Genomic DNA, 20043 nt, shown 5'->3' with positions numbered 1-20043 from the left:
GAGGCGGACGGCTCGCGCCTGGCGGTCCCGTGCGGCTCCCCGGGCCGGGGGGTTCGCGTGCGCGGCCGGTGCGGGGCCGGCCGCCGTCTCGCCCGGTGGATTCTCGGGGTTCCTCTTCACGCCGTCCCCTCCAGCGCCGACCGTACCTGAGGCACTGTCAGCCACGGCAGCGGCGCCAGGATCTTCGCCACCTGCGGAGCGAACGCCGGGGACGCGACCACCACCTCCGCCGTCGGGCCGTCCGCGACGATCTCGCCGTCGGCGATGACCACGACCCGGTGCGCCAACTCCGCCGCAAGTTCCACGTCGTGCGTGGCCAGCACGATCGCCCGGCCCTCGGCGGCCAGCGCGCGGAGGATCTCCACCAGGCGCTCCTTCGCCGCGTAGTCCAGGCCGCGCGTCGGCTCGTCCAGGAGGATCAGCGGCGGGCGGGCCGCCAGGACCACGGCGAGGGCGAGCGCGAGGCGCTGGCCCTCGGAGAGGTCCCGGGGGTGCGTCGTGTCGGGCACGCCCGGCAGGAGCTCGGAGACCAGGGCCCGGCAGGTGCCGGGCGCGGCCTGCGCGTCGCAGTCCGCCGCCTCGCACTCCGCGGCGACCGTGTCCGCGTACAGCAGGTCGCGCGGCTCCTGCGGTACGAGGCCCACGTGGCGCAGGAGTTCGGCGGGGGCCGTGGCGTGCGGCTTCCGGCCGCCGACGCGTACGGAGCCGCCTGCGGGGCGGTGGGTGCCGACGAGGGTGCGCAGGAGGGTGGATTTCCCGGCGCCGTTGCGGCCCATGAGGGCGGTTATCTCGCCGCTCTTCGCTGTCAGATTGATGTCGCGGAGCACGGTCGCGCGACCGTGGCGGACGGACAGGCCGGTGACGGTGGCCGGTGCGTCCTCGGCCCCGGCCCGCTGGGAGCACGAGGGCACCCCCACACGCACCTCCGCGGCCGCGCCGAGGCGCTCCTTCAGCCCCGCCGCACGTCGGCGGGCGTCCCGTACCGACAGGGGGAGCGGCGACCAGCCCGCCAGTTTGCCGAGGGCCACCACCGGCGGGTGGACCGGGGAGACCGCCATGATCTCCGCCGGGTCGCCGACGACCGGTGCCGCGCCGGGCGCGGGCAGCAGGATGACCTGGTCCGCGTACTGCACCACACGCTCCAGCCGGTGCTCGGCCATCAGCACCGTCGTGCCCAGGTCGTGGACGAGGCGCTGGAGCACCGCCAGCACCTCCTCCGCCGCGCCCGGGTCCAGCGCGGACGTCGGCTCGTCGAGCACCAGCACCTTCGGGTGGGTGGTCAGCACCGAGCCGATGGCCACGCGCTGCTGCTGGCCGCCGGACAGGGTGGCGATCGGCCGGTCGCGCAGGGTGGCGAGGCCCAGCAGGTCCAGGGTCTCCTCCACCCGGCGGCGCATCACGGCGGGCGCGACGCCGAGGGACTCCATGCCGTACGCGAGCTCGTCCTCGACCGTGTCGGTGACGAAGTGCGCCAGCGGGTCCTGGCCCACCGTGCCCACCACATCGGTGAGTTCGCGGGGCTTGTGCGTGCGGGTGTCGCGGCCGGCGACGGTGACGCGGCCGTGCAGCGTGCCGCCCGTGAAGTGCGGTACGAGGCCGCTGACCGTGCCCAGCAGCGTCGACTTGCCGACCCCGGACGGCCCGACGAGCAGGCACAGTTCGCCCTCGGGCACCGTGAGGTCCACCCCGCCGAGCGCGGGCGCGGCGGCGTCGGCGGTGTCCTCGTACGTGACCGACACCTGCTCGAACCGGATCACTGCGGGTCCTCCTCGGACGGGGTGCGGGTGGCGGGGGCCGGGGCGGCGAAGGCCGGCAGCAGGCCCAGCAGGACCGACGCGGCGGTCCAGAGCGGCAGTTCGGGTGCCGTCAGGGGGACGGCAGGTGGGTGGAGGGCGGCCGGTGCGTAGGAGTTCGCGTGGATCATCAGGGCCGCGACCGCGACGCCCGAGCCGGAGACCAGCCAGGCGCGCACGCCCCAGCGGTCCGGGCGGTAGCGCGTGCGGACCGAGCGGCGGCCGCCCAGCCACAGCCCGGCCAGCGCCGCGGCGAGCCCGCCGAGCAGCACCGGCAGGCCGTAGCCCGCGCCCACGTCACCGAGCAGGCCGTAGGTGCCCGCGCAGACGCCGAGCAGGCCGCCCAGCGTGAGCGCCGTCGTCGTGTGCCGGACGGCGGGCGGCACTTGGGCGGTGCGGCCGTAGCCCCGCGCGTCCATCGCCGCGGCCAGCGCCACCGAACGCTCCAGCGCGCCCTCCAGCACCGGCAGTCCCACCTGGAGCAGGGCCTTCGGGCCGCGGTCCGGGCGGCCGCGCAGGCGGCGCGCGGCGCGCAGGCGCTGGACGTCGGAGACGAGGTTCGGGGCGAAGGTCATGGCGACCACGATCGCCACCCCCGCCTCGTAGAGCGCGCCCGGCAGGGACTTCAGGAGCCGGGCCGGGTTGGCGAGCGCGTTGGCCGCGCCGACGCAGATCAGCAGGGTGGCCAGCTTCAGCCCGTCGTACAGCGCGAAGACCAGGCCCTCGGCGCTCACCCGGCCACCGATCCGCACGCCCCGCGCCCAGTCCGGAAGCGGCACTTCCGGGAGGGTGACCAGAATGTGCGTACCGGGGATCGGGGAGCCCAGCACGATCGCGAACACCAGCCGGATGCCGACGACGGCCAGCCCGAGCTTGAGGAACGCGCCGTACGAGCGCGCCCACGGCGCGTCCGTCCGGCGCGCCGCCACGACGTAACCGGCGACCCCGATCAGCAGCCCGAGCAGCAGGGGGTTGGTGGTGCGTGACGCGGCGGTGGCCAGGCCGAGTGCCCACACCCACCAGGCCCCGGCGTGCAGCGCGTCGGCCCGGTGGGTGCGGTGCGCCGTGACCTCAGTCGCCGGGTGGGTACGGCGGGGCAGCCGGCCGCCGCCCGGTCCGCGCGGGGCCGCGTTCCCGTCCCGGGGTGCCGTCAGCGGCCGGTCGCCCGCCACGCGCGGGACCGCGCCGGGTTCCGGCAGAGGCCGCGGCCCCTCGCCCCGCTCGCCCGCGCTCATCCGCGCTTGCGGCGCCGGGCCTGCCACACCCCGGCGGCGCCGAGGACGACCACGGCGGCGATGCCGCCGATCAGCCCGGCCGAGGGGCCGCCGCCGTCGCCCTTCGCGGTGTCGGTGGCGGCCGGCTCCGCGCTCTTCTTGCCGCTCACCTGCTCGCCGCAGCCCGACTTCGGGTAACCCGCGATGGCGCACAGCAGCGCCGCGGAGTCGTACCGCAGCGGCTTGGCGGCGGCCGCGAGCGCCTCACCGGCGCTGGCGTCCTTGCCGACCTGCGCGCACGCCGTACGCGCCGGGGGCGGGGTCTCGCCGGCGGGCGCGTCGGCGGGCGTGCCGAAGTCCAGGACGACGGCCACGCGCTTGTCGCCGTCCTTGGCGGGCGTCCGGTCGCACACCGCCCCGAAGTCGGGGGCGGTGCGCGGCTTCGCGGCGTTCTTCGAGTCCTCGCTCACGGCGAAGCGGAATCCGATGGTGTCGCCGTCGGCGGGGCGGGCCGTGGCCGGGCCCTGGGTGGCGTACGCCCAGTCCTTGCCGTGGCCGTCCCAGAAGGACCAGTAGCGGTAGCCGGCCGCCTGGGCGGGCGCGACGGTGAGGACGGCGAGGACCCCGGCGAGCAGGAGCGCGGCCAGGGACCGGTGCCCGGCCCTCACAGCTGGTTCTTCTTCTTGCGGCCGCTCAGCAGGAATCCCGCGCCGACGCTCGCGACGAAGAAGACGCCGACGATCCACCAGCTGCCCAGGCCCTTGTCGTCCTTCTTCTTCTCTTCCTTCTTCTCGTCCTTCTTCTCCGACGGGGACGCCGCGGCCTCCGCCTTCGGGCCCGTCGCGGTCAGCTGCGAGACGAGGTCCGCGCCGCCGAAGTCACGCGGGTCCGCGCCCGCCGCGTGGGCGGCGAGGACGAGCTGGGCGTAGGCGGCCGGGCCGGCCTGCTTGGCCCAGGCGGCGGAGTTCTGCTCCAGCCACTTCAGCGGCTTCGCGGCGGCGTCGCGGTGACCGCCCGCCGCGAGGGCGATGACGGCCTCGGCGGTGTTGCCGTAGTCCGGCGCGGGCTTGTCGGCGCCCGGCTGGGCGGCGACCAGGTGCGCGCCGTCCTGCTCCTTGTCCATGGTCCGCGCGAGGTACGCGGACGCCGCGTCCGCCGCGGCCTTCGGGTCGGACGTCCCGGCCTCGTCGCCCTTGCAGGACAGCGGCTTCGGGTCGGTGTTGTCCTTGCCCGCGGGCTCCACCGCGTAGCCCTTCCCGAGCCCGGCGAGGGCGACCGCCGCCGTGGCGTCGGCGTTCGCGGCGAGCTTGCCCGACTTGTCCGGCTGGTACGCGAACGCGCCGCGGTCCGCCTCGTCGACGTCACAGCCCAGCCCGAAGGCGACCAGCCCGTCGTAGGCCGAGACGCCCCGCTTGGAGGTGACCTTCTTGGGGTCCTCGCCCGCCGCGGCCAGCGCGCCGATCACGATCGACGTGGAGTTGGCGTCGCTCGGGCCGCCGGGGTTGTACGCCCAGCCGCCGTCCTCGTTCTGCGTGGACTTCAGCCACCCCACGGCCTTGGTCACGGCACCGCCGTGCCCGCCGAGCGCGGCGAGCGCCTGGACGGCGGCGGCCGTCGCGTTGCTGTCCAGCGGCGTCTTCGCGTCGCACGCCTTGGCGGCGTCCGCGCGGTAGGCGGTGAAGCCGCCGTCCGCGCACTGCTGCCCGGCCAGCCAGTCGACGGCCGGCTTCGGGGACGACACGCCCGCCGTGTGCTGCGCGAGGAGCGCCAGGGACTGCCGGAAGACACCGTCGAACTTCGGGTCCGAGGAGCCGAAGAGGGCGGCCGCCGGGGTTGCTCCTGAGGACGGCGGTGTGTCGGCGGATGCCGCCGGGGCCATGGCCGCGCCGGTCGCGCTCAGGACGGCGGCGGTGGCCAGGGCCGCGGCGCCGCGGCGCGCGTGGACGGCGAGGGAGGGGGCCATGGGGTGTCGGTGCCTCTCGGTGGGTGTCACTGCGGGTGTCGCTTTGGGTGTCACTGTGATGGTCGCGGTCCGCGTCGGTGACGCGGCCGCGCACGGCGACCCCTCCGCGGTCTCACCGCGGTGGCACCGGGCTCGGCTCCGCATACCTCGACGGTGCCGGTGGATCGGGCACGCGCCGCGGGGCGGAACGGCCGGATCCGGAGCCTGCCGCCTGGGTTCGGGTGGTCCGGCTGGTACGGCCCTGTCGGGTGTTCCGGGCGGGCCGTAGTGACGGTTGCGGGTCAGCGCCGGATTCGCACCGGCTTTCCCCGTTCCGAGGCGGGATGAAGTTGTCACGGACACTTTAGCCGTGTGCGGTGGGGGTGGCCGGGGTGGGTTTGTGGGCTCGCCGTTGTCGGGTGCGGGTTGTGTGCGCCTGCGGCGGGCGGCCTCAATCGCCGGCCGGGCTTGGGTGTGTGGTGGGTGCCGGGGGTGGGGCCTCCGGGCTGAGGACCTGGAACGCGGTGCGGGCACCGTTACGCGTTTTGAGTGCCGTGACGACGCACCGCGTTCCAGAACCCCACCCTCCGACCCCACCCCCTCCCGCCGGAGAGCGACATGAAGGCCCGTTCCGGGCAACAACCAGCCCGTCCGGCGATTGAGGACACGCCCGAAGGGCGTTCCCGCCGTAGGCGGCAACGGACCTGAGGTTCGGGGTCTGGGGCGGAGCCCCAGTTTCGGGAAGGGGCGGGGTAGGGGAAGAAAGCGCCGCAGGCGCCCACCGGCACGCAGCCGGGGGTCTGGGGCAGCGCCCCCACGCGGCGGAGCCGCAGATCAGACGCAGCCGGGAAGGGGCGGGGTAGGGGAGCAAGCCCGCCGCACGCGCCCACCGTCCCGCAGCCAGGGGTCTGGGGCGCGTGCCCCGGTCGGGAAGGGGCGGGGTAGGGGAGCAAGCCCGCCGCACGCGCCCCCGCCCCCGGCGGAGAAGGCATTGCTCACTTCGGCCGGAGCTGGTATCTGACGGGATGTCAGGAACGGCTAGGCGGGAGGCGCGGTATGCCGGAGATCGTCGAGTACGGGCAGCTCTTCATCGGCGGGGCGATGTGTGACCCCGCGGGCCGGGACGTCATCGAGGTCGTCTCGCCGCACAGCGAGGAGATCATCGGGCGTGTGCCGCACGCCACGCGTGAGGACGTCGACCGGGCCGTCGGCGCGGCCCGTGCCTCCTTCGACGCCGGTGTCTGGGCCGACCGGCCCCTCGCCGAGCGGATCGAGGTCGTCACCCGCATCAAGGACGGCATCGCCGCCCGCCACGAGGAGATCGCCGAGGTGATCTCCGCGCAGAACGGCTCCCCCCGTTCCTGGAGCGTTCTCGCGCAGGCCCTCGGCGCGATGATGGTGTGGGACTGCGCGATCGGCGTCGCCCGGGACATCCCGTACGAGGAGCGGCGCGACGGCGTGCTGGGGCCGCTGCTCGTGCGGCGCGAGCCCGTGGGGGTGGTCGCCGCCGTCGTCCCGTGGAACGTTCCGCAGTTCGTGGCCGCCGCCAAGCTCGCGCCCGCGCTGCTCACCGGCTGTTCGGTGGTGCTCAAGCCGGCCCCCGAGACGCCCCTGGATGCCTATGTCCTCGCCGAGATCGTCGCCGAGTCCGGGCTGCCCGAGGGCGTCCTGTCCATCCTGCCCGCCGGGCGCGAGGTCGGGGAGTATCTCGTCGGGCACCCCGGGGTCGACAAGGTGTCCTTCACCGGATCCGTCGCCTCCGGCAAGCGCGTCATGGAGGTCGCCGCCCGCAACCTCACCCGCGTCACGCTGGAGCTCGGCGGGAAGTCCGCCGCGATCATCCTCCCGGACGCCGACCTGGAGGCCGCCGTCGCGGGCATCGTGCCCAGTGCCTGGATGAACAACGGCCAGGCGTGCGTCGCCCAGACCCGCATCCTCGTCCCCCGCGTCCACTACGAGGAACTGGCCGGGCGATTCGCCGCGGCCGCCGACGCCCTCGTCGTCGGTGATCCGCTCGACCCGGCCACGCAGGTCGGCCCGCTGGTCGCGCAGCGGCAGCAGCGGCGCTCGCTGGACTACATCGCGCTCGGGCAGCGCGAGGGTGCCAAGGTCCTCGCGGGCGGCGGCCGCCCGGCGGGCCACGAGCGCGGGTGGTACGTCGAGCCCACCCTCTTCGGCGAGGTCACCAACACCATGCGGATCGCCCGCGAGGAGATCTTCGGCCCCGTCATCTGCCTGCTGCCCTACGAGGACGAGGAGGAGGCCGTGCGCATCGCCGACGACTCCGACTACGGCCTCTCCGGCAGCGTCTGGACCGCCGACGTCGAACGCGGCATCGACATCGCCCGCCGCGTGCGCACCGGCACCTACTCCGTGAACACCTTCAGCCTCGACATGCTCGGCCCCTTCGGCGGTTACAAGAACTCCGGCCTGGGCCGCGAATTCGGGCCCGAGGGCTTCGCGGCGTACCAGGAGCACAAGATGATCCACCTGCCGGCCTCGTAGCGCTGTGCTGCCACGGGCGCGGAGTTCCCCCGCCGCCGCGCGGCGCTGTTCTCGCGCCCCCGGAATCCGCCCGGGCACCGGGCCGGAAGCGGCCGAAGTGGGCGCGCGATTGCGGCCGTTCCGGACCGCGACCGTCCGGCGCTTGAGGACTCCCTCTGCCGTAAGGGGGTGGCCTCCGGAGAGTGCCTCCGGGGCGAGGCCGGCTGCCTCGCCCCACCCGGCTCAACTCCCGGACCGCTCCCCACCGGTTACTCATGAGTTCCGCACTGCCTGTTCATGACAGCTGTGACTGGCCCGCTCCCTCGCGCCGTGGAAATCTCGACGCAAGCCAGCCGAGGGGGTAACCGATGGACAAGCGGTACGAGGTCTACTGCCTGGCCGACAGGCATTTCTACGAGACCCCGGACCGCTTGTCCGCCGCCGGGAAGGGCGCCGAGGGGACGGGTCCGAGCGCACTGTTCGAGACCGCGCGGCGCCCGGTCCCGGCCGGCTGGGACACCGCGCGCAGTGGCGACTGGCTCCATCTCCAGCCGCTCGACGCCACCGGCTCGCCCCGCCCCGGACAGCCGCTCCAGGGCTGGAAGATCCATGTGTCCGCGACCGCCGACACCGCGGACAAGACCGCGGCCGACGTCTGGGACTACTGCGTCGAGCGGTGCATCCCCTTCAAGTTCGTCCCCGGCCCGCACCTGCTGCACCTGCGCAACACCAAATACGCCGGGCGCGACCACAGCGGGAAGTTCATCACCATCTACCCCGACGGCGAGGAGCAGCTGCGCACCACGCTCACCGAGCTGCACGCGGTCATCGGCGGCCGCCCCAGCCCGTACGTCCTCACCGACCTGCGCTGGCACGAGGGCCCGCTCTACGTCCGCTACGGCGCCTTCGCCCGCCGCTTCTGCGTCGACGAGCGCGGCACGCTCGTGCCCGCCGTCGAGAACGCCGACGGGCAGCTGGTGCCCGACGCGCGCACCCCCGCCTTCCAGGTGCCCTCCTGGGTCACCCTCCCCGCCTTCCTCGAACCCCACCTCGCGGCACGCAACGCCACCACCGTCGGCGACCTGCCGTACCGCATCGAGAAGGCCCTGCACTTCTCCAACGGCGGCGGCGTCTATACGGGCACCGACACCCGCGACGGCCGCAAGGTCGTCCTCAAGGAAGGGCGCCCGCACGCCGGGCTCGCCTCCGACGGCGCCGACGCCGTGGCCCGGCTGGAGCGCGAGAAGGCCGCGCTGGAGCGGCTGACCGGCCTCGGCGTCGCCCCCGAGGTCCGCGACTGGTTCACGCTCGGCGACCACAGCTTCCTCGTCATGGACTTCATCGAGGGCCGCACCCTCAACTCCTTCTTCGCCGAACGCCACCCGCTGCTCGCGACCGACCCCGACCCCGCCGCCACGGCCGACTACACGGCCTGGGCGCTGCGCGTCCACCGCGCGGTCGAGGAGGCGGTCACCGCCGTGCACGCCAGGGGGCTCGTCTTCAACGACCTGCACATGTTCAACATCATGGTCGCGCCCGACGAACGCTCCGTCACCCTCATCGACTTCGAGGCCGCCGCCCCCGCCGCCGAGCACGGCCGCCAGGTCGTCGCCCACCCCGGCTTCTTCGCGCCGCCGGACCGCAGGGGCCCCGACGTGGACCGCTACGCCCTGGCCTGCCTGCGGCTCGCGCTCTTCCTGCCCGTCACCATGCTGCTCGTCATCGACCGGGACAAGGCCGCCCACCTGGCCGAGGTGATCGCCGAACAGTTCCCCGTGCCACGGGAGTTCCTCGACGAGGCGGTCGCCGAGATCACCCGCGGCGCCGGGCCCGCGGCGCGGGCGCGTACGGGCCGCTCCGGCGGAGTGGCCGCGCTGCCCGCCACCGACGACTGGCCGCGCGCCCGCGACTCGATGGTCCGCGCGATCCTCGCCTCGGCGACGCCCGACCGCGACGACCGGCTGTTCCCGGGCGACATCGCCCAGTTCGGCGAGGGCGGCGGCCTCGGGCTCGCCCACGGCGCCGCCGGGGTGCTGCACGCCTTCGCCGAGACGGGCGTCGAGCGCTACGAGGCGGGCGAGCGGTGGCTGCTCGACCACACCGACCCGCTGCCGCCCGGCACCCCGCTCGGCCTCTACGACGGCATCACCGGAGTCGCCCTCACCCTCGACCGCCTCGGCCACACCGGCCGCGCCCTCGACCTGACCGGGACCCTGCTCGACGAGAAGTGGCAGCGCCTCACCTCCGACCTGCGGAGCGGCCTGGCCGGGATCGGCCTCGCCCTCGACCACCTCGCGGTGACCACGGGCGAACGGCAGCTCCACGACCGGGCCCTGGAGGCCGCACAGCTCCTCGCCGACCGGCTGACCGCCGACGCGGCGGCACCGGCCGACCGGGACCGCCGCCGCGCCGGGCTCAGCCGCGGCGCCGCGGGCCAGGCACTGCTCTTCCTGCGGCTGTACGAGCGCACCCGCGCCCCCGTCCTGCTCGACCTCGCCGGCACGGCCCTGCGGGCGGATCTCGACCGCTGCGTGCGCCGGGACAACGGCTTCCTGGAGGTAGACGAGGGCTGGCGGACCATGCCGTATCTCGGCGACGGCAGCGTGGGCATCGGCATGGTCCTCGACGACTACCTCGCCCTGTGCCCCGACCCCGACCCCGTCTTCACCGAGGCGCGCGAGGGCATCGTCATGGCCGCCCGGTCCCGCTTCTACGCGCAGCCCGGCCTCTTCCAGGGCCGCGCCGGGATGATCCTGCACCTCAGCCGCACCACGACACCGGGCGCGGAACCGGAGCACCTGGCCGCACAGGTGCGGGCCCTCTCCTGGTACGCCATGGCCTACGAAGGCGAACTCGCCTTCCCCGGCCACCAGATGATGCGCCTGTCCATGGACCTCACCACCGGAACGGCGGGTTGTCTCCTCGCCCTGGGCGCGGCCCACGGCTCCGCCCAGCTGCCGTTCCTGCCGCCCCTGCGGGCGCCCAAGAGCCGGCTCCATGCCGTTGTGGAGTCGTGAAAAAAGCACAACCCGTCCCCACGAAAGGAACGATCATGGCACTTCTCGACCTGCAGAACATGGAATCCGAAGAGATGCACGGCGGTGGCGGCGGCGGTCAGAGCACCGTCAGCCTGCTCTCGTGCGTCAGCGCCGCGAGCGTCCTGATCTGTCTGTGACGCGAGTGTCCGCGACGTCCCACGGGACGTGACCGGGCCCGGGCGGACCTTCCCCGAGGGGGGAGGGTCCGCCCGGGCGCACGACGGAGGTGACCGGCAGGTGGTGTGGACGGAGAGCGCGCGCGAGCTCCCGGAGACCGAGGAGCGGAGCCGCGGTCCGGCACGCCCGAAAACCCCGCGCCTGTCCGCCGGGGACCGGGTGCTGCTCGACACCGCCCGCCACAGCGCCGTACGGGCCGCGGCCCTCACCCTCCTCGCCCTCGCCTCCTCCGCCGTGGCCCTCGCCCTGCCCGCCACCCTCGGCCACACCCTCGACCTCCTCCTCGCCCGGCGGGCAGCCAGCGGCTGGGTCCTCCTGTGCACCGCCCTCATCTGCGCTCCCGCCGTCCTCGACGCGCTCGACGGCCTGCTCACAGCCGCCACCACCGCACGCTCCACCGCCTGGCTCCGCCACCGCCTGCTGCGCCACGTCCTCGCCGCCGGACCGCGCGCCACCGCCCGCTTCGCGCCCGGCGACCTCGTGACCCGGCTCGTCGGCAACGCCGCCGACGCGGGCACCGCCCCCGGCACGCTCGCCCAGGCCGCGGCCTCCGCCGTGGCCCCCCTCGGCGGCATCGTCGCCCTCGGCCTGATCGACCCCTGGCTCGCCGTCGCCTTCCTCGCCGGAGCGCCCCTGCTGGCCCTGCTGCTCCGGGCCCTGGCCCGCGCCTCCTCCGACTGCGTCGCGCGCTACCAGCGACTCCAGGGGGACATCGCCGGACGCCTCGTGGAAGCCGTCGGCGGAGCCCGTACGATCGCCGCCGCGGGGACCGCCGACCGTGAGCGCGAGCGCATCCTGGAACCGCTCCCCGGCCTCTCCGGCCAGGGGCACCGCATGTGGCGGGTCCAGGGCCGGGCCGCCGCCCAGGCCGTGACCGTCGTGCCGCTCCTCCAGATCGCCGTCCTCGCCGTCGCCGGACTGCGCCTGAACCAGGGTCAGTTGAGCGTCGGCGACCTGCTGGCCGCCTCCCGCTACGCCGTGCTCGCCACGGGCGTCGGCATGCTCGTGGGCCACCTCAACGCCGCGGTCCGCGCCCGCACCGCCGCCGGCCGGCTCGCCGACGTCCTCGCCGTGCCCCCGCTGTCGTACGGGCCGGACGCCCGCCGACTGCCGCCCGGGGACGGCACGCTGGAGCTGCGCGGGGTCAGCGCCGTGCGCGGCGGCAGGCACGTCCTGCGTGACCTGGACCTGACCGTGCCGGGCGGTACGTCCCTGGCCGTCGTCGGCCGCTCCGGCACCGGGAAATCCGTGCTGGCCGCCCTCGCCGGGCGGCTGGCCGACCCGGACTCCGGCGTGGTCACGCTCGACGGCATCGCACTCCCGGAGCTGGGCCACGACGAACTGCGGCGGGCGGTCGGCTACGCCTTCGAACGGCCCGCGCTGCTGGGCGGCACGATCGGCGGGACGGTGGCGTTCGGCGCGCACGACCCCGGGCCCGGCGCGGTGACGGCCGCGGCCCGCGCGGCCCGCGCGGACGGCTTCGTCCGCAGGCTCCCGCACGGCTACGACACTCCCTGCGCCGAGGCGCCCCTCTCCGGCGGCGAGGTCCAACGCCTCGGCCTGGCAAGAGCGTTCGCGCACGCCGGGCGCGTCCTGATCCTGGACGACGCGACCTCCAGCCTCGACACGGTCACGGAGCGCCAGGTCGCCGCGGCCCTCGTCCGCGATGTCGCCGCCCGCACCCGCCTCGTCGTCGCCCACCGCGCGTCGACGGCGGCGCGCGCGGATGCTGTCGCGTGGCTGGAGGGCGGGCGCGTCCGCGCGGTGGGTACGCATGAGGAGTTGTGGCGTTGTGCGGCGGGGTATCGGGCGGTGTTCGGTGGGTGAGTGGCGCTTTGTTCCCCTGCCCCGCCCCTTCCCGAAACCGGGGAGACCCCAGACCCCCTGACCGCGCTTCGCGCGGTGTCCTCACACTCCCCCAGCTACCTCCCCCAGACTCCGTCCGGGGGTGCCCCCAGAGGTGCCCCCAACGGGCTGGATTTGGCTGATGCGGGTGCGCAATTTCAGCCCGTTGGGGGCACCTCCCAGCGGTAGCTGGGGGAGTTTGAGGACCAGCGCCGCAGGCGCTGTGCGTCAGCCGGCGGACCCGCACATCGGGGTCTGGGGCAGCGCCCCCACGCGGCGGAGCCGCACATCAGATGCAGCCGGGAAGGGGCGGGGCTGGGGAACAAAGCCCGCCGCAGGCGCAACGCAACCGCACTCACAGCCCACCAGTCACCCCGAAGGGAGCCCTGGATGGCCGGCCCCACTTCCGCCCTGTCCCGGGAGGGACTGCGTTTCCTGGCCGCACGCCGCCAGGCGATCGCCCTGCTCACCGCCTGGTCCGCCGTCGAAGCCGCGCATACCTTCGCCACCGGATACGCCCTGGCCAAGGCCCTGGACAGCGGCTTCCTCGCCCACCGGCCAGGCGAGGGACTCGCCTGGCTCGGGCTCGCCGCGCTCGCCGTCGTCGTCGGGGCGTACGGCACCGGCCGTACGTACCGCGGCGTGGCGGCCCTCGTCGAGCCGCTGCGCGACCGGCTCGTGGGCCGCGTCGTGACGCGGGCGCTGCGGGACGCCGACGGTGGGGCCGTATCCCGGCTGACGCATCAAGTGGAGATCGCCCGCGACACGTTCGCCGGTCTGGTGATGGTCTCGCGGTCCTTCGTCTTCACGGCGGCCGGGGCGCTGGTGGGCCTGTCCCTGCTGGCGCCCGTGCTGCTCGTGGTCGTGGTGCCGCCGCTCGCGCTCGGCCTCGGGCTGTTCCTGGCCACGCTGCGGCCGCTCGCCCGCCGCCAGGAGACGTTCCTGGCCACGGACGAGGCCATCGCGCAGTCCCTGGGCGAGGTGGCCGGGGGGCTGCGGGACATCACGGCGGGCGGCGCCGAGCGCCGCGTCCGCGCGGAGACGGGCGCCCTCGTCGACGAGGAGTTCCGCGCCTCCCTCGCCGTGGCCCGCTGGTCGGTGCTGCGGGTCGTCGCGCTGGCCGTCGCGGGCCGCCTCCCGCTCGTCCTGCTGCTGGTCACCACGCCGTGGCTGCTGGACCGCGGCGTCACCCCCGGCGCGCTCGTCGGTGCCCTCGCCTACCTCACGCAGTCGCTGCTGCCCGCTCTCCAGGACCTCGTCCACGGCCTGGGGGCGAGCGGTTCACGGCTGGCCGTGGTCCTGCGCCGCCTGACGGACGGCCCGCCCCTGCCGCCCCCGCCCCGGGCGCTACCCGAACCGGCCGCCGCAGCCGTCGAGTTGCGGGACGTCACCTTCTCCTACGGCGACCACGCCGACCCCGTACTGCGCGGTCTCGGCCTCGTCGTACCCGTCGGCGGCCGGCTCGCCGTCGTGGGGCCGTCGGGGGCGGGCAAGTCCACGCTGGCCGGGCTCGTCGCCGGGCTGCTGGAGCCGGGGAGCGGCGAGGTGCGCGTGGCCGGGGGACCCGCGGGGCGGGTCCTGATCCCGCAGGAGGCGTACGTCTTCTCCGGCACGCTCGCCGACAACCTCGGCTACCTCCGCCCGGACGGCGTACCGGAGGAGGAACTGCACGCCGCCGCCGAGGCCCTCGCCATGACCGGACTCGTCGACCGGCTGGGCGGCTTCACCACGCCGCTCGCCCCCACCGAGCTCTCGGCGGGCGAGCGCCAGTGCGTCGCCCTGGCCCGCGCCTATCTGTCGCCCGCGCGGATCGCGGTGCTGGACGAGGCCACGTGCCACCTCGACGCGGACACGGAGGCACGTGTGGAACGCGCCTTCGCGCACCGGCCCGGCGGCACCCTCATCGTCATCGCCCACCGCATGGGCTCCGCGCGCCGCGCGGACCGCGTGCTGGTGATGGACGGGGCGCGCACCGCCCTCGGCACGCACGAGGAGCTGCTGGAGGAGTCGGAGCTCTACCGCGACCTCACGGCGGAGGTGCGCCCGGACAGGCTCGGTTCGGCCCCCAGTGAATCCGGCCCCGTGAATCCAGCCCTGTGAATCCGGCCTCGTGAATCCAGCGCCCCGTGAACCCGGTGAAGCGGTGCCTCCGGTGCTTCCCGGAGGCACCGCCGCCGCTCAGACCCAGCCCTCCACGCGCGAGATGCGGATGGCGTCCACGCGGTTGCGGGCGCCCGTCTTGCGGGTGATCGCCGCCATGTAGTTGCGCACGGTCCCGTTCGACAGGTGCAGGCTGCGGGCTATCTCCCCGATGGAGGCGCCCTCCGCCGCGAGGGAGAGGACGGTCAGCTCGCGGTTGGTCAGCGGTATGTCGGAGGCTTGCAGGAAGCTGTAGCCGAGGGACTCGTCGATATAGCGCTCGCCCTTCGCCACCCGCCTTATCCCCTCGATCAGCCGGCCAGGTGAAGCGTTTTTGCTCAAGTACCCCAACACCCGCTCCTCGTACGCCCGGCGCAGGGGGCCCGGCCGTTCCGCCGTCGCCAGGGCCAACAGGGCCGACGTGCCGTCCCCGGTGTCACACCACGCCGAGAGCTCCCGCAGGCCGTACGGACCGCCGGCCTCGGGGCTGTCCATGTCCACCACGCACACATGAGGGCGCAGCGCCCGTGACTCGGCCACCGAGTGGGTCCAGGAGGACGCCGAGACCTCCAGGTCGGGTTCTCGCCCGATCAGCGCCGCCAGGGCAGCGCGCAGCAGATGGGTGTCGTGCACCAGCAAGACCCGGATCACGGTGTCAGCCCCCGCCCTCCCGCCACCCCGGGCGGTGAACCCCGCACCGGGTACTTCGTCAAATTCATACCGGCGTGTGCCACGGTCACGGGCGTGGATAACTGACCTGCGGGGGGCGCAAGGGCGCACACTTCACGCCACGCGCGCCCCAAGTTCACTCGAACGCGCCTCCCGGAACCTCTTGCCAGCGGAAATGGAAGAAGGGCGTCTTATGGCAAAGCGGGGTGAAGGAGGCGTTCAGCGGGGGGAGTTGGGGCTGGTGAGATTGATGAGCCGGCAAACCGTCTCGATGTCGATCTTGACCTGGGCGATGGAGGCCCGTCCGGACAGCCAGGTGGTCAGCGCCGAGTGCCAGGTGTGCTCGATGACGCGCACGGCCGAGAGCCGCTCGGGGGTGGGCGGTCCGGCCGCGCCCGCGGGGCCCATCGCGTCCAGGATGATCGCCGTGGTCAGCCGGGAGACGGTGTCGACCTCGGAGCTGACGGACCGGTCGGCGAAGGTGAGGGCGCGCACCATCGCGTCCGCGAGGTGGGGCTCGCGCTGCATCGCGCGGAAGGCGCGCATCAGCGTCTGGGCCACGCGTGCCGCCGGGTCCTCGTCCGTCAACGGGCGCTTGCGCAGCGTCTCGTGGAGCTGCTGGAGCTGGTCCTGCATGGTGGCGACCAGCAGGTGGATCTTCGAGGGGAAGTAGCGGTAGAGCGTGCCGAGCGCGACGTTCGACGACTCGGCCACCTCCCGCATCTGCACGGCGTCGAAGCCGCCCCGGGTCGCCAGCCGGGTGGTGGCCTGGAGGATGCGCTGCCGCCGGGCCTCCTGACGCTCCGTCAGCAGGGGTTTGGGCAGCGGGGAAGGGGCGGCCGACGCCGGCGTCGGTGCCGACCTGGAGTCCGTAGTCATATGTCCCATTCCGTGGCGAGCCGTCCAGCGGTGTCCGTGGGGCCCGGACGGCACAGCATGGCAGGGGCCGAGCCGTGGCGCGAATCACCCGATCCGGCCCGCTCGACTGGCCGTCCGGCCGGTAGATTCAAGGCTTCCGGACTACCCAGTCTGAAACTTGTTCTAGATTAGCGCGACCGGTTACGCTCCGGCGGGAACAGCAGCGAGAAGGAGGCCGGGAGTGACCGCGGAGGCCACGGAGGCAGCGCTCGCGCACGACGACCACCCCGTGGACGGGGGCGGTGACCGCCCGCTGCGGATCGCCCTGCTCACGTATAAGGGGAACCCGTTCTGCGGCGGCCAGGGCGTCTACGTACGCCACCTCTCGCGCGAGCTCGCCCGCCTCGGCCACCATGTCGAGGTCATCGGTTCCCAGCCCTATCCCGTCCTCGACGGTGACGACGAAGGCGCCGTCGTCGGCGGCGGCCGGGTGAGCCTCACCGAGCTGCCCAGCCTCGACCTCTACCGCCAGCCCGACCCCTTCCGCACGCCCGGCCGCGACGAGTACCGCGACTGGATCGACGCGCTGGAGGTGGCCACCATGTGGACCGGCGGCTTCCCGGAACCGCTCACCTTCAGCCTGCGGGCCCGCCGTCACCTCGCCGCGCACCGCGGCCGGTTCGACGTCGTGCACGACAACCAGACGCTCGGCTACGGCCTGCTCGGCGGCCCCACCGTGCTCGGCGCGCCCCTGGTGACCACCATTCACCACCCCATCACCGTCGACCGGCAGCTCGACCTCGACGCCGCGGCCGACTGGAAGCGGCGCGCGTCCGTGCGCCGCTGGTACGGCTTCACCCGCATGCAGAAGCGGGTCGCCCGGCGGCTGCCGTCCGTGCTGACCGTCTCCGGCTCCTCGCGACAGGAGATCGTCACCCACCTCGGGGTCTCCCCGAGCCGGGTCCACGTCGTGCCCATCGGCGCCGACACCGACCTCTTCTCGCCCGACCCGGCCGTGCCCGAGGTGTCCGGCCGGATCGTCACCACCTCCAGCGCGGACGTGCCCCTCAAGGGCCTCGTCCACCTCGTCGAGGCCCTGGCCGTCGTGCGCGCGCGGCACCCCGCGGCCCACCTCGTCGTGGTCGGCAAGCGCGCGGAGGACGGCCCGGTGGCCACCGCCATCAGGCGGTGCGGCCTGGAAGGCGCGGTCGAGTTCGTCAAGGGCATCACCGACGCGGAGCTCGTCGACCTCGTGCGCTCGGCCCAGGTCTCCTGCGTCCCCTCGCTGTACGAGGGCTTCTCCCTGCCGGCCGCCGAGGCGATGGCCACGGGCACGCCGCTGGTCGCCACGACGGGCGGGGCGATCCCCGAGGTCGCCGGACCCGACGGCGAGACGTGCCTGGCGGTGCCGCCGGGCGACCCCGGAGCACTGGCCTCCGCGCTGGAGCGGCTGCTCGGTGACGAGGCGCTCCGGCGCCGGCTCGGCGCGGCGGGCCGCGAGCGCGTGCTGTCCCGCTTCACCTGGCGGCAGGCGGCGATCGGCACCGCCGAGCGGTACCGCGCCGCGATCGGCCGGCAGGGCTCCGCCGCCGCGATGGCGGGGCGGCGCGGCTGATGGCGCTTCCCGCCCGCCCCTTCCCACGGCCGGGCCCCGGACGGGCCCGGCCACGCCGTGACCCTTCGCGCCCATCGACCTGACCCGCCGGACGAAAGCAAACATTCGTGCTGACCGTCGATTTCTCCCGCTTCCCGCTCGCCGCAGGCGACCGCGTCCTCGATCTGGGGTGCGGCGCGGGCCGGCACGCCTTCGAGTGCTACCGGCGAGGCGCGCAGGTCGTCGCCCTCGACCGCAACGCCGAGGAGATACGCGAGGTCGCCAAGTGGTTCGCGGCCATGAAGGAGGCCGGTGAGGCCCCCGCGGGCGCCACCGCCACCGCCATGGAGGGCGACGCCCTCGCCCTGCCCTTCCCCGACGAGAGCTTCGACGTCGTCATCATCTCCGAGGTGATGGAGCACATCCCCGACGACAAGGGCGTGCTCGCCGAGATGGTCCGCGTCCTCAAGCCCGGCGGCCGGATCGCCGTCACCGTGCCCCGCTACGGCCCGGAGAAGGTCTGCTGGGCGCTCTCCGACGCCTACCACGAGGTCGAGGGCGGCCACATCCGCATCTACCGCGGCGACGAACTCCTCGACAAGATGCGCGAGGCGGGCCTGGCGCCGTACGGCACCCACCACGCGCACGGCCTGCACAGCCCCTACTGGTGGCTCAAGTGCGCCTTCGGCGTCGACAACGACAAGGCGCTGCCCGTCCGCGCCTACCACAAGCTGCTGGTCTGGGACATCATGAAGAAGCCCAAGGCCACCCGCGTCGCCGAGCAGCTCCTCAACCCCGTCATCGGCAAGAGCTTCGTGGCGTACGCGACCAAGCCGCACGCCACCGCCGGGGAGCGCGCGTGACCAGGGCCGGCCACGGGCCGGAGCGCACCGACCGCCTCGTACTGCCCGGCGTCCTCACTGCGGACCAGGCCGCCCGCACGGTGGCCGGCATCGCCGCCGCGCAGCGCGAGGACGGCGCCATACCCTGGTTCCGCGGGCACCACCTCGACCCGTGGGACCACGTCGAGGCCGCCATGGCCCTGGACACCGCCGGCGAGCACGCCCGCGCCGCGGCCGCCTACCGCTGGCTCGCGGAGCACCAGAACCCCGACGGCTCGTGGTACGCCGCGTACGCCGACGGGGACGCCGCCGACCCCACCGACCGCGGCCGCGAGACCAACTTCGTCGCCTACGTCGCCGTCGGCGTCTGGCACCACTACCTCTCCACCGGCGACGACGCCTTCCTCGACCGCATGTGGCCGACCGTCTTCGCCGCCGTCGAATTCGTCCTGCGGCTCCAGCAGCCCGGCGGCCAGATCGGCTGGAAGCGGGAGGAGGACGGCACGGACGTCACCGACGCGCTCCTCACCGGCTCCTCCTCGATCCACCAGGCGCTGCGCTGCGCCCTGGCCATCGCCGAGCACCGCGAGGAGCCGCAGCCGGGCTGGGAGTTGGCGACCGGCCTGCTGGCCCACGCCATCCGCGAGCACCCGGAGCGGTTCCTCGACAAGGGCCGCTACTCCATGGACTGGTACTACCCGGTGCTCGGCGGCGCGCTCACCGGCCCCGCGGCCAAGGAGCGCATCGAGGAGGGCTGGGACCGCTTCGTGGTGCCGGGCCTCGGCGTCCGGTGCGTCCTGCCGAACCCCTGGGTGACCGGCGGCGAGAGCTGCGAACTCGCCCTCGCCCTGTGGGTGATGGGCGAGTCCGACCGCGCCGTGGAGATCCTCCAGTGGATCCAGCACCTGCGGGCCGAGAACGGCCTCTACTGGACGGGCTACGTCTTCGAGGACGACGCGATCTGGCCGGAGGAACTGACCGCGTGGACGGCGGGTTCCCTGCTTCTCGCTGTCGCGGCGCTGGGCGGTGACGAGGCGACGACGGCGGTGTTCGGGGGCGAGCGGTTGCCTGTCGGCTTGGAGCCGGACTGCTGCTGACGCCTTGGGCGCCTGGCGGCGGGCTTCTTTTTGTTCCCCAGCCCCGCCCCTTCCCGAAACCGGGGAGACCCCGGACCCCGACCCGGCTTCGCCGGGTGTCCTCAAACGCCGGACGGGCTGAATGGTGCTGACCGTAACCAGCACAATCAGCCCGTCCGGCGTTTGAGGACACCGCGCGAAGCGCGGTCAGGGGGTCTGGGGCGAAGCCCCGGTTTCGGGAAGGGGCGGGGCTGGGGAACAAGCCCGCCGCAGGCGAAAAGCGGGCGTCACCCGAACGGCCCGCGCCCCCTGGCACGCGCCCCCGCCCACCCGCCACCCTTGCGGCAGGGAACATCGCCCCCCACCGGAGGT

14 protein-coding genes and 1 riboswitch are annotated in these 20043 nt (G+C 74.4%); of the genes, 8 read left to right on the top strand and 6 right to left on the bottom strand.

Features of this window, described 5'->3' with window-relative positions:
* Nucleotides 1–116: 116 nt before the first annotated feature.
* The 4 genes from ACFY1P_RS21030 to ACFY1P_RS21015 are packed head-to-tail and all read right to left on the bottom strand — an operon-like array spanning nt 117 to nt 4970.
* Entirely contained in the window at nt 117–1757 is a 1641-nt protein-coding gene (locus ACFY1P_RS21030) for an ABC transporter ATP-binding protein (protein ID WP_390751526.1), read from the bottom strand.
* Entirely contained in the window at nt 1754–2965 is a 1212-nt protein-coding gene (locus ACFY1P_RS21025; protein ID WP_390751525.1) for an energy-coupling factor transporter transmembrane component T, read from the bottom strand. The genes ACFY1P_RS21030 and ACFY1P_RS21025 overlap by 4 nt, the downstream gene beginning before the upstream one ends.
* A gap of 59 nt (nt 2966–3024) precedes the next feature.
* Nucleotides 3025–3675: an SCO2322 family protein gene (locus tag ACFY1P_RS21020; protein WP_361535685.1), complete on the bottom strand. Its 651-nt coding sequence runs from the start codon at nt 3673–3675 to the stop codon at nt 3025–3027.
* Nucleotides 3672–4970 carry a prenyltransferase/squalene oxidase repeat-containing protein gene (locus tag ACFY1P_RS21015; RefSeq protein WP_361535688.1) on the bottom strand — a complete coding sequence of 433 codons (1299 nt, stop codon included), beginning with the start codon at nt 4968–4970 and terminating at the stop codon, nt 3672–3674. The genes ACFY1P_RS21020 and ACFY1P_RS21015 overlap by 4 nt, the downstream gene beginning before the upstream one ends.
* 225 nt (nt 4971–5195) lie before the next feature.
* Nucleotides 5196–5313, bottom strand: a riboswitch (cobalamin riboswitch).
* Between the two features lie 692 nt (nt 5314–6005).
* Here ACFY1P_RS21015 and ACFY1P_RS21010 point away from each other — a divergent pair.
* From ACFY1P_RS21010 to ACFY1P_RS20990, 5 genes are all read left to right on the top strand, one after another.
* The gene (locus ACFY1P_RS21010) at nt 6006–7454 is read left to right on the top strand and encodes an aldehyde dehydrogenase (protein WP_361534379.1); all 1449 of its coding nucleotides are present in this window, start codon (nt 6006–6008) and stop codon (nt 7452–7454) included.
* A 347-nt stretch (nt 7455–7801) separates the two neighbouring features.
* Nucleotides 7802–10450, top strand: coding sequence for a class III lanthionine synthetase LanKC (gene lanKC, locus ACFY1P_RS21005; RefSeq protein WP_390751524.1), 2649 nt, complete (start codon nt 7802–7804; stop codon nt 10448–10450).
* 35 nt (nt 10451–10485) lie between these two features.
* On the top strand, nt 10486–10608 hold the full coding sequence (locus tag ACFY1P_RS21000) for a SapB/AmfS family lanthipeptide (protein WP_361534385.1): 123 nt from the start codon (nt 10486–10488) through the stop codon (nt 10606–10608).
* Between the two features lie 100 nt (nt 10609–10708).
* Entirely contained in the window at nt 10709–12475 is a 1767-nt protein-coding gene (locus tag ACFY1P_RS20995; RefSeq protein WP_390751523.1) for an ABC transporter ATP-binding protein, read from the top strand.
* 408 nt (nt 12476–12883) lie between these two features.
* Nucleotides 12884–14593, top strand: a complete 1710-nt coding sequence (locus ACFY1P_RS20990; RefSeq protein ID WP_390751522.1) for an ATP-binding cassette domain-containing protein — start codon at nt 12884–12886, stop codon at nt 14591–14593.
* A gap of 78 nt (nt 14594–14671) precedes the next feature.
* Here the strand turns inward: ACFY1P_RS20990 and ACFY1P_RS20985 are convergent, their stop codons facing one another.
* Together ACFY1P_RS20985 and ACFY1P_RS20980 are read right to left on the bottom strand one after the other, a co-directional pair.
* Nucleotides 14672–15283: a response regulator transcription factor gene (locus ACFY1P_RS20985; RefSeq protein WP_361534892.1), complete on the bottom strand. Its 612-nt coding sequence runs from the start codon at nt 15281–15283 to the stop codon at nt 14672–14674.
* A 237-nt stretch (nt 15284–15520) separates the two neighbouring features.
* Nucleotides 15521–16180 (bottom strand): TetR family transcriptional regulator, encoded by a 660-nt coding sequence (locus ACFY1P_RS20980; protein WP_390751521.1) that lies wholly within the window; start codon nt 16178–16180, stop codon nt 15521–15523.
* A 220-nt stretch (nt 16181–16400) separates the two neighbouring features.
* Between ACFY1P_RS20980 and ACFY1P_RS20975 the strand changes: the two genes are divergently transcribed.
* The 3 genes from ACFY1P_RS20975 (at nt 16401) to ACFY1P_RS20965 (ending at nt 19692) form a co-directional block, all read left to right on the top strand.
* Nucleotides 16401–17774 carry a glycosyltransferase family 4 protein gene (locus tag ACFY1P_RS20975; protein ID WP_390751520.1) on the top strand — a complete coding sequence of 458 codons (1374 nt, stop codon included), beginning with the start codon at nt 16401–16403 and terminating at the stop codon, nt 17772–17774.
* Nucleotides 17775–17881: 107 nt separating this feature from the next.
* The gene (locus tag ACFY1P_RS20970; RefSeq protein WP_361534913.1) at nt 17882–18616 is read left to right on the top strand and encodes a methyltransferase domain-containing protein; all 735 of its coding nucleotides are present in this window, start codon (nt 17882–17884) and stop codon (nt 18614–18616) included.
* On the top strand, nt 18613–19692 hold the full coding sequence (locus tag ACFY1P_RS20965) for a prenyltransferase (protein WP_390751519.1): 1080 nt from the start codon (nt 18613–18615) through the stop codon (nt 19690–19692). The genes ACFY1P_RS20970 and ACFY1P_RS20965 overlap by 4 nt, the downstream gene beginning before the upstream one ends.
* Nucleotides 19693–20043 lie beyond the last annotated feature (351 nt).

Origin of the sequence: Streptomyces sp. NPDC001407, assembly GCF_042895325.1 — a bacterium.
Classification (GTDB): Bacteria; Actinomycetota; Actinomycetes; order Streptomycetales; family Streptomycetaceae; genus Streptomyces.
This window is presented reverse-complemented; position numbering and strand designations above follow the sequence as displayed.

Coding starts and splice junctions, on each gene's coding strand:
- ACFY1P_RS20980 (WP_390751521.1), bottom strand. CDS start 16,180: ATGACTACGGACTCCAGGTCGGCACCGACGCCGGCGTCGGCCGCCCCT.
- ACFY1P_RS21000 (WP_361534385.1), top strand. CDS start 10,486: ATGGCACTTCTCGACCTGCAGAACATGGAATCCGAAGAGATGCACGGC.
- ACFY1P_RS20990 (WP_390751522.1), top strand. CDS start 12,884: ATGGCCGGCCCCACTTCCGCCCTGTCCCGGGAGGGACTGCGTTTCCTG.
- ACFY1P_RS21010 (WP_361534379.1), top strand. CDS start 6,006: ATGCCGGAGATCGTCGAGTACGGGCAGCTCTTCATCGGCGGGGCGATG.
- lanKC (WP_390751524.1), top strand. CDS start 7,802: ATGGACAAGCGGTACGAGGTCTACTGCCTGGCCGACAGGCATTTCTAC.
- ACFY1P_RS21015 (WP_361535688.1), bottom strand. CDS start 4,970: ATGGCCCCCTCCCTCGCCGTCCACGCGCGCCGCGGCGCCGCGGCCCTG.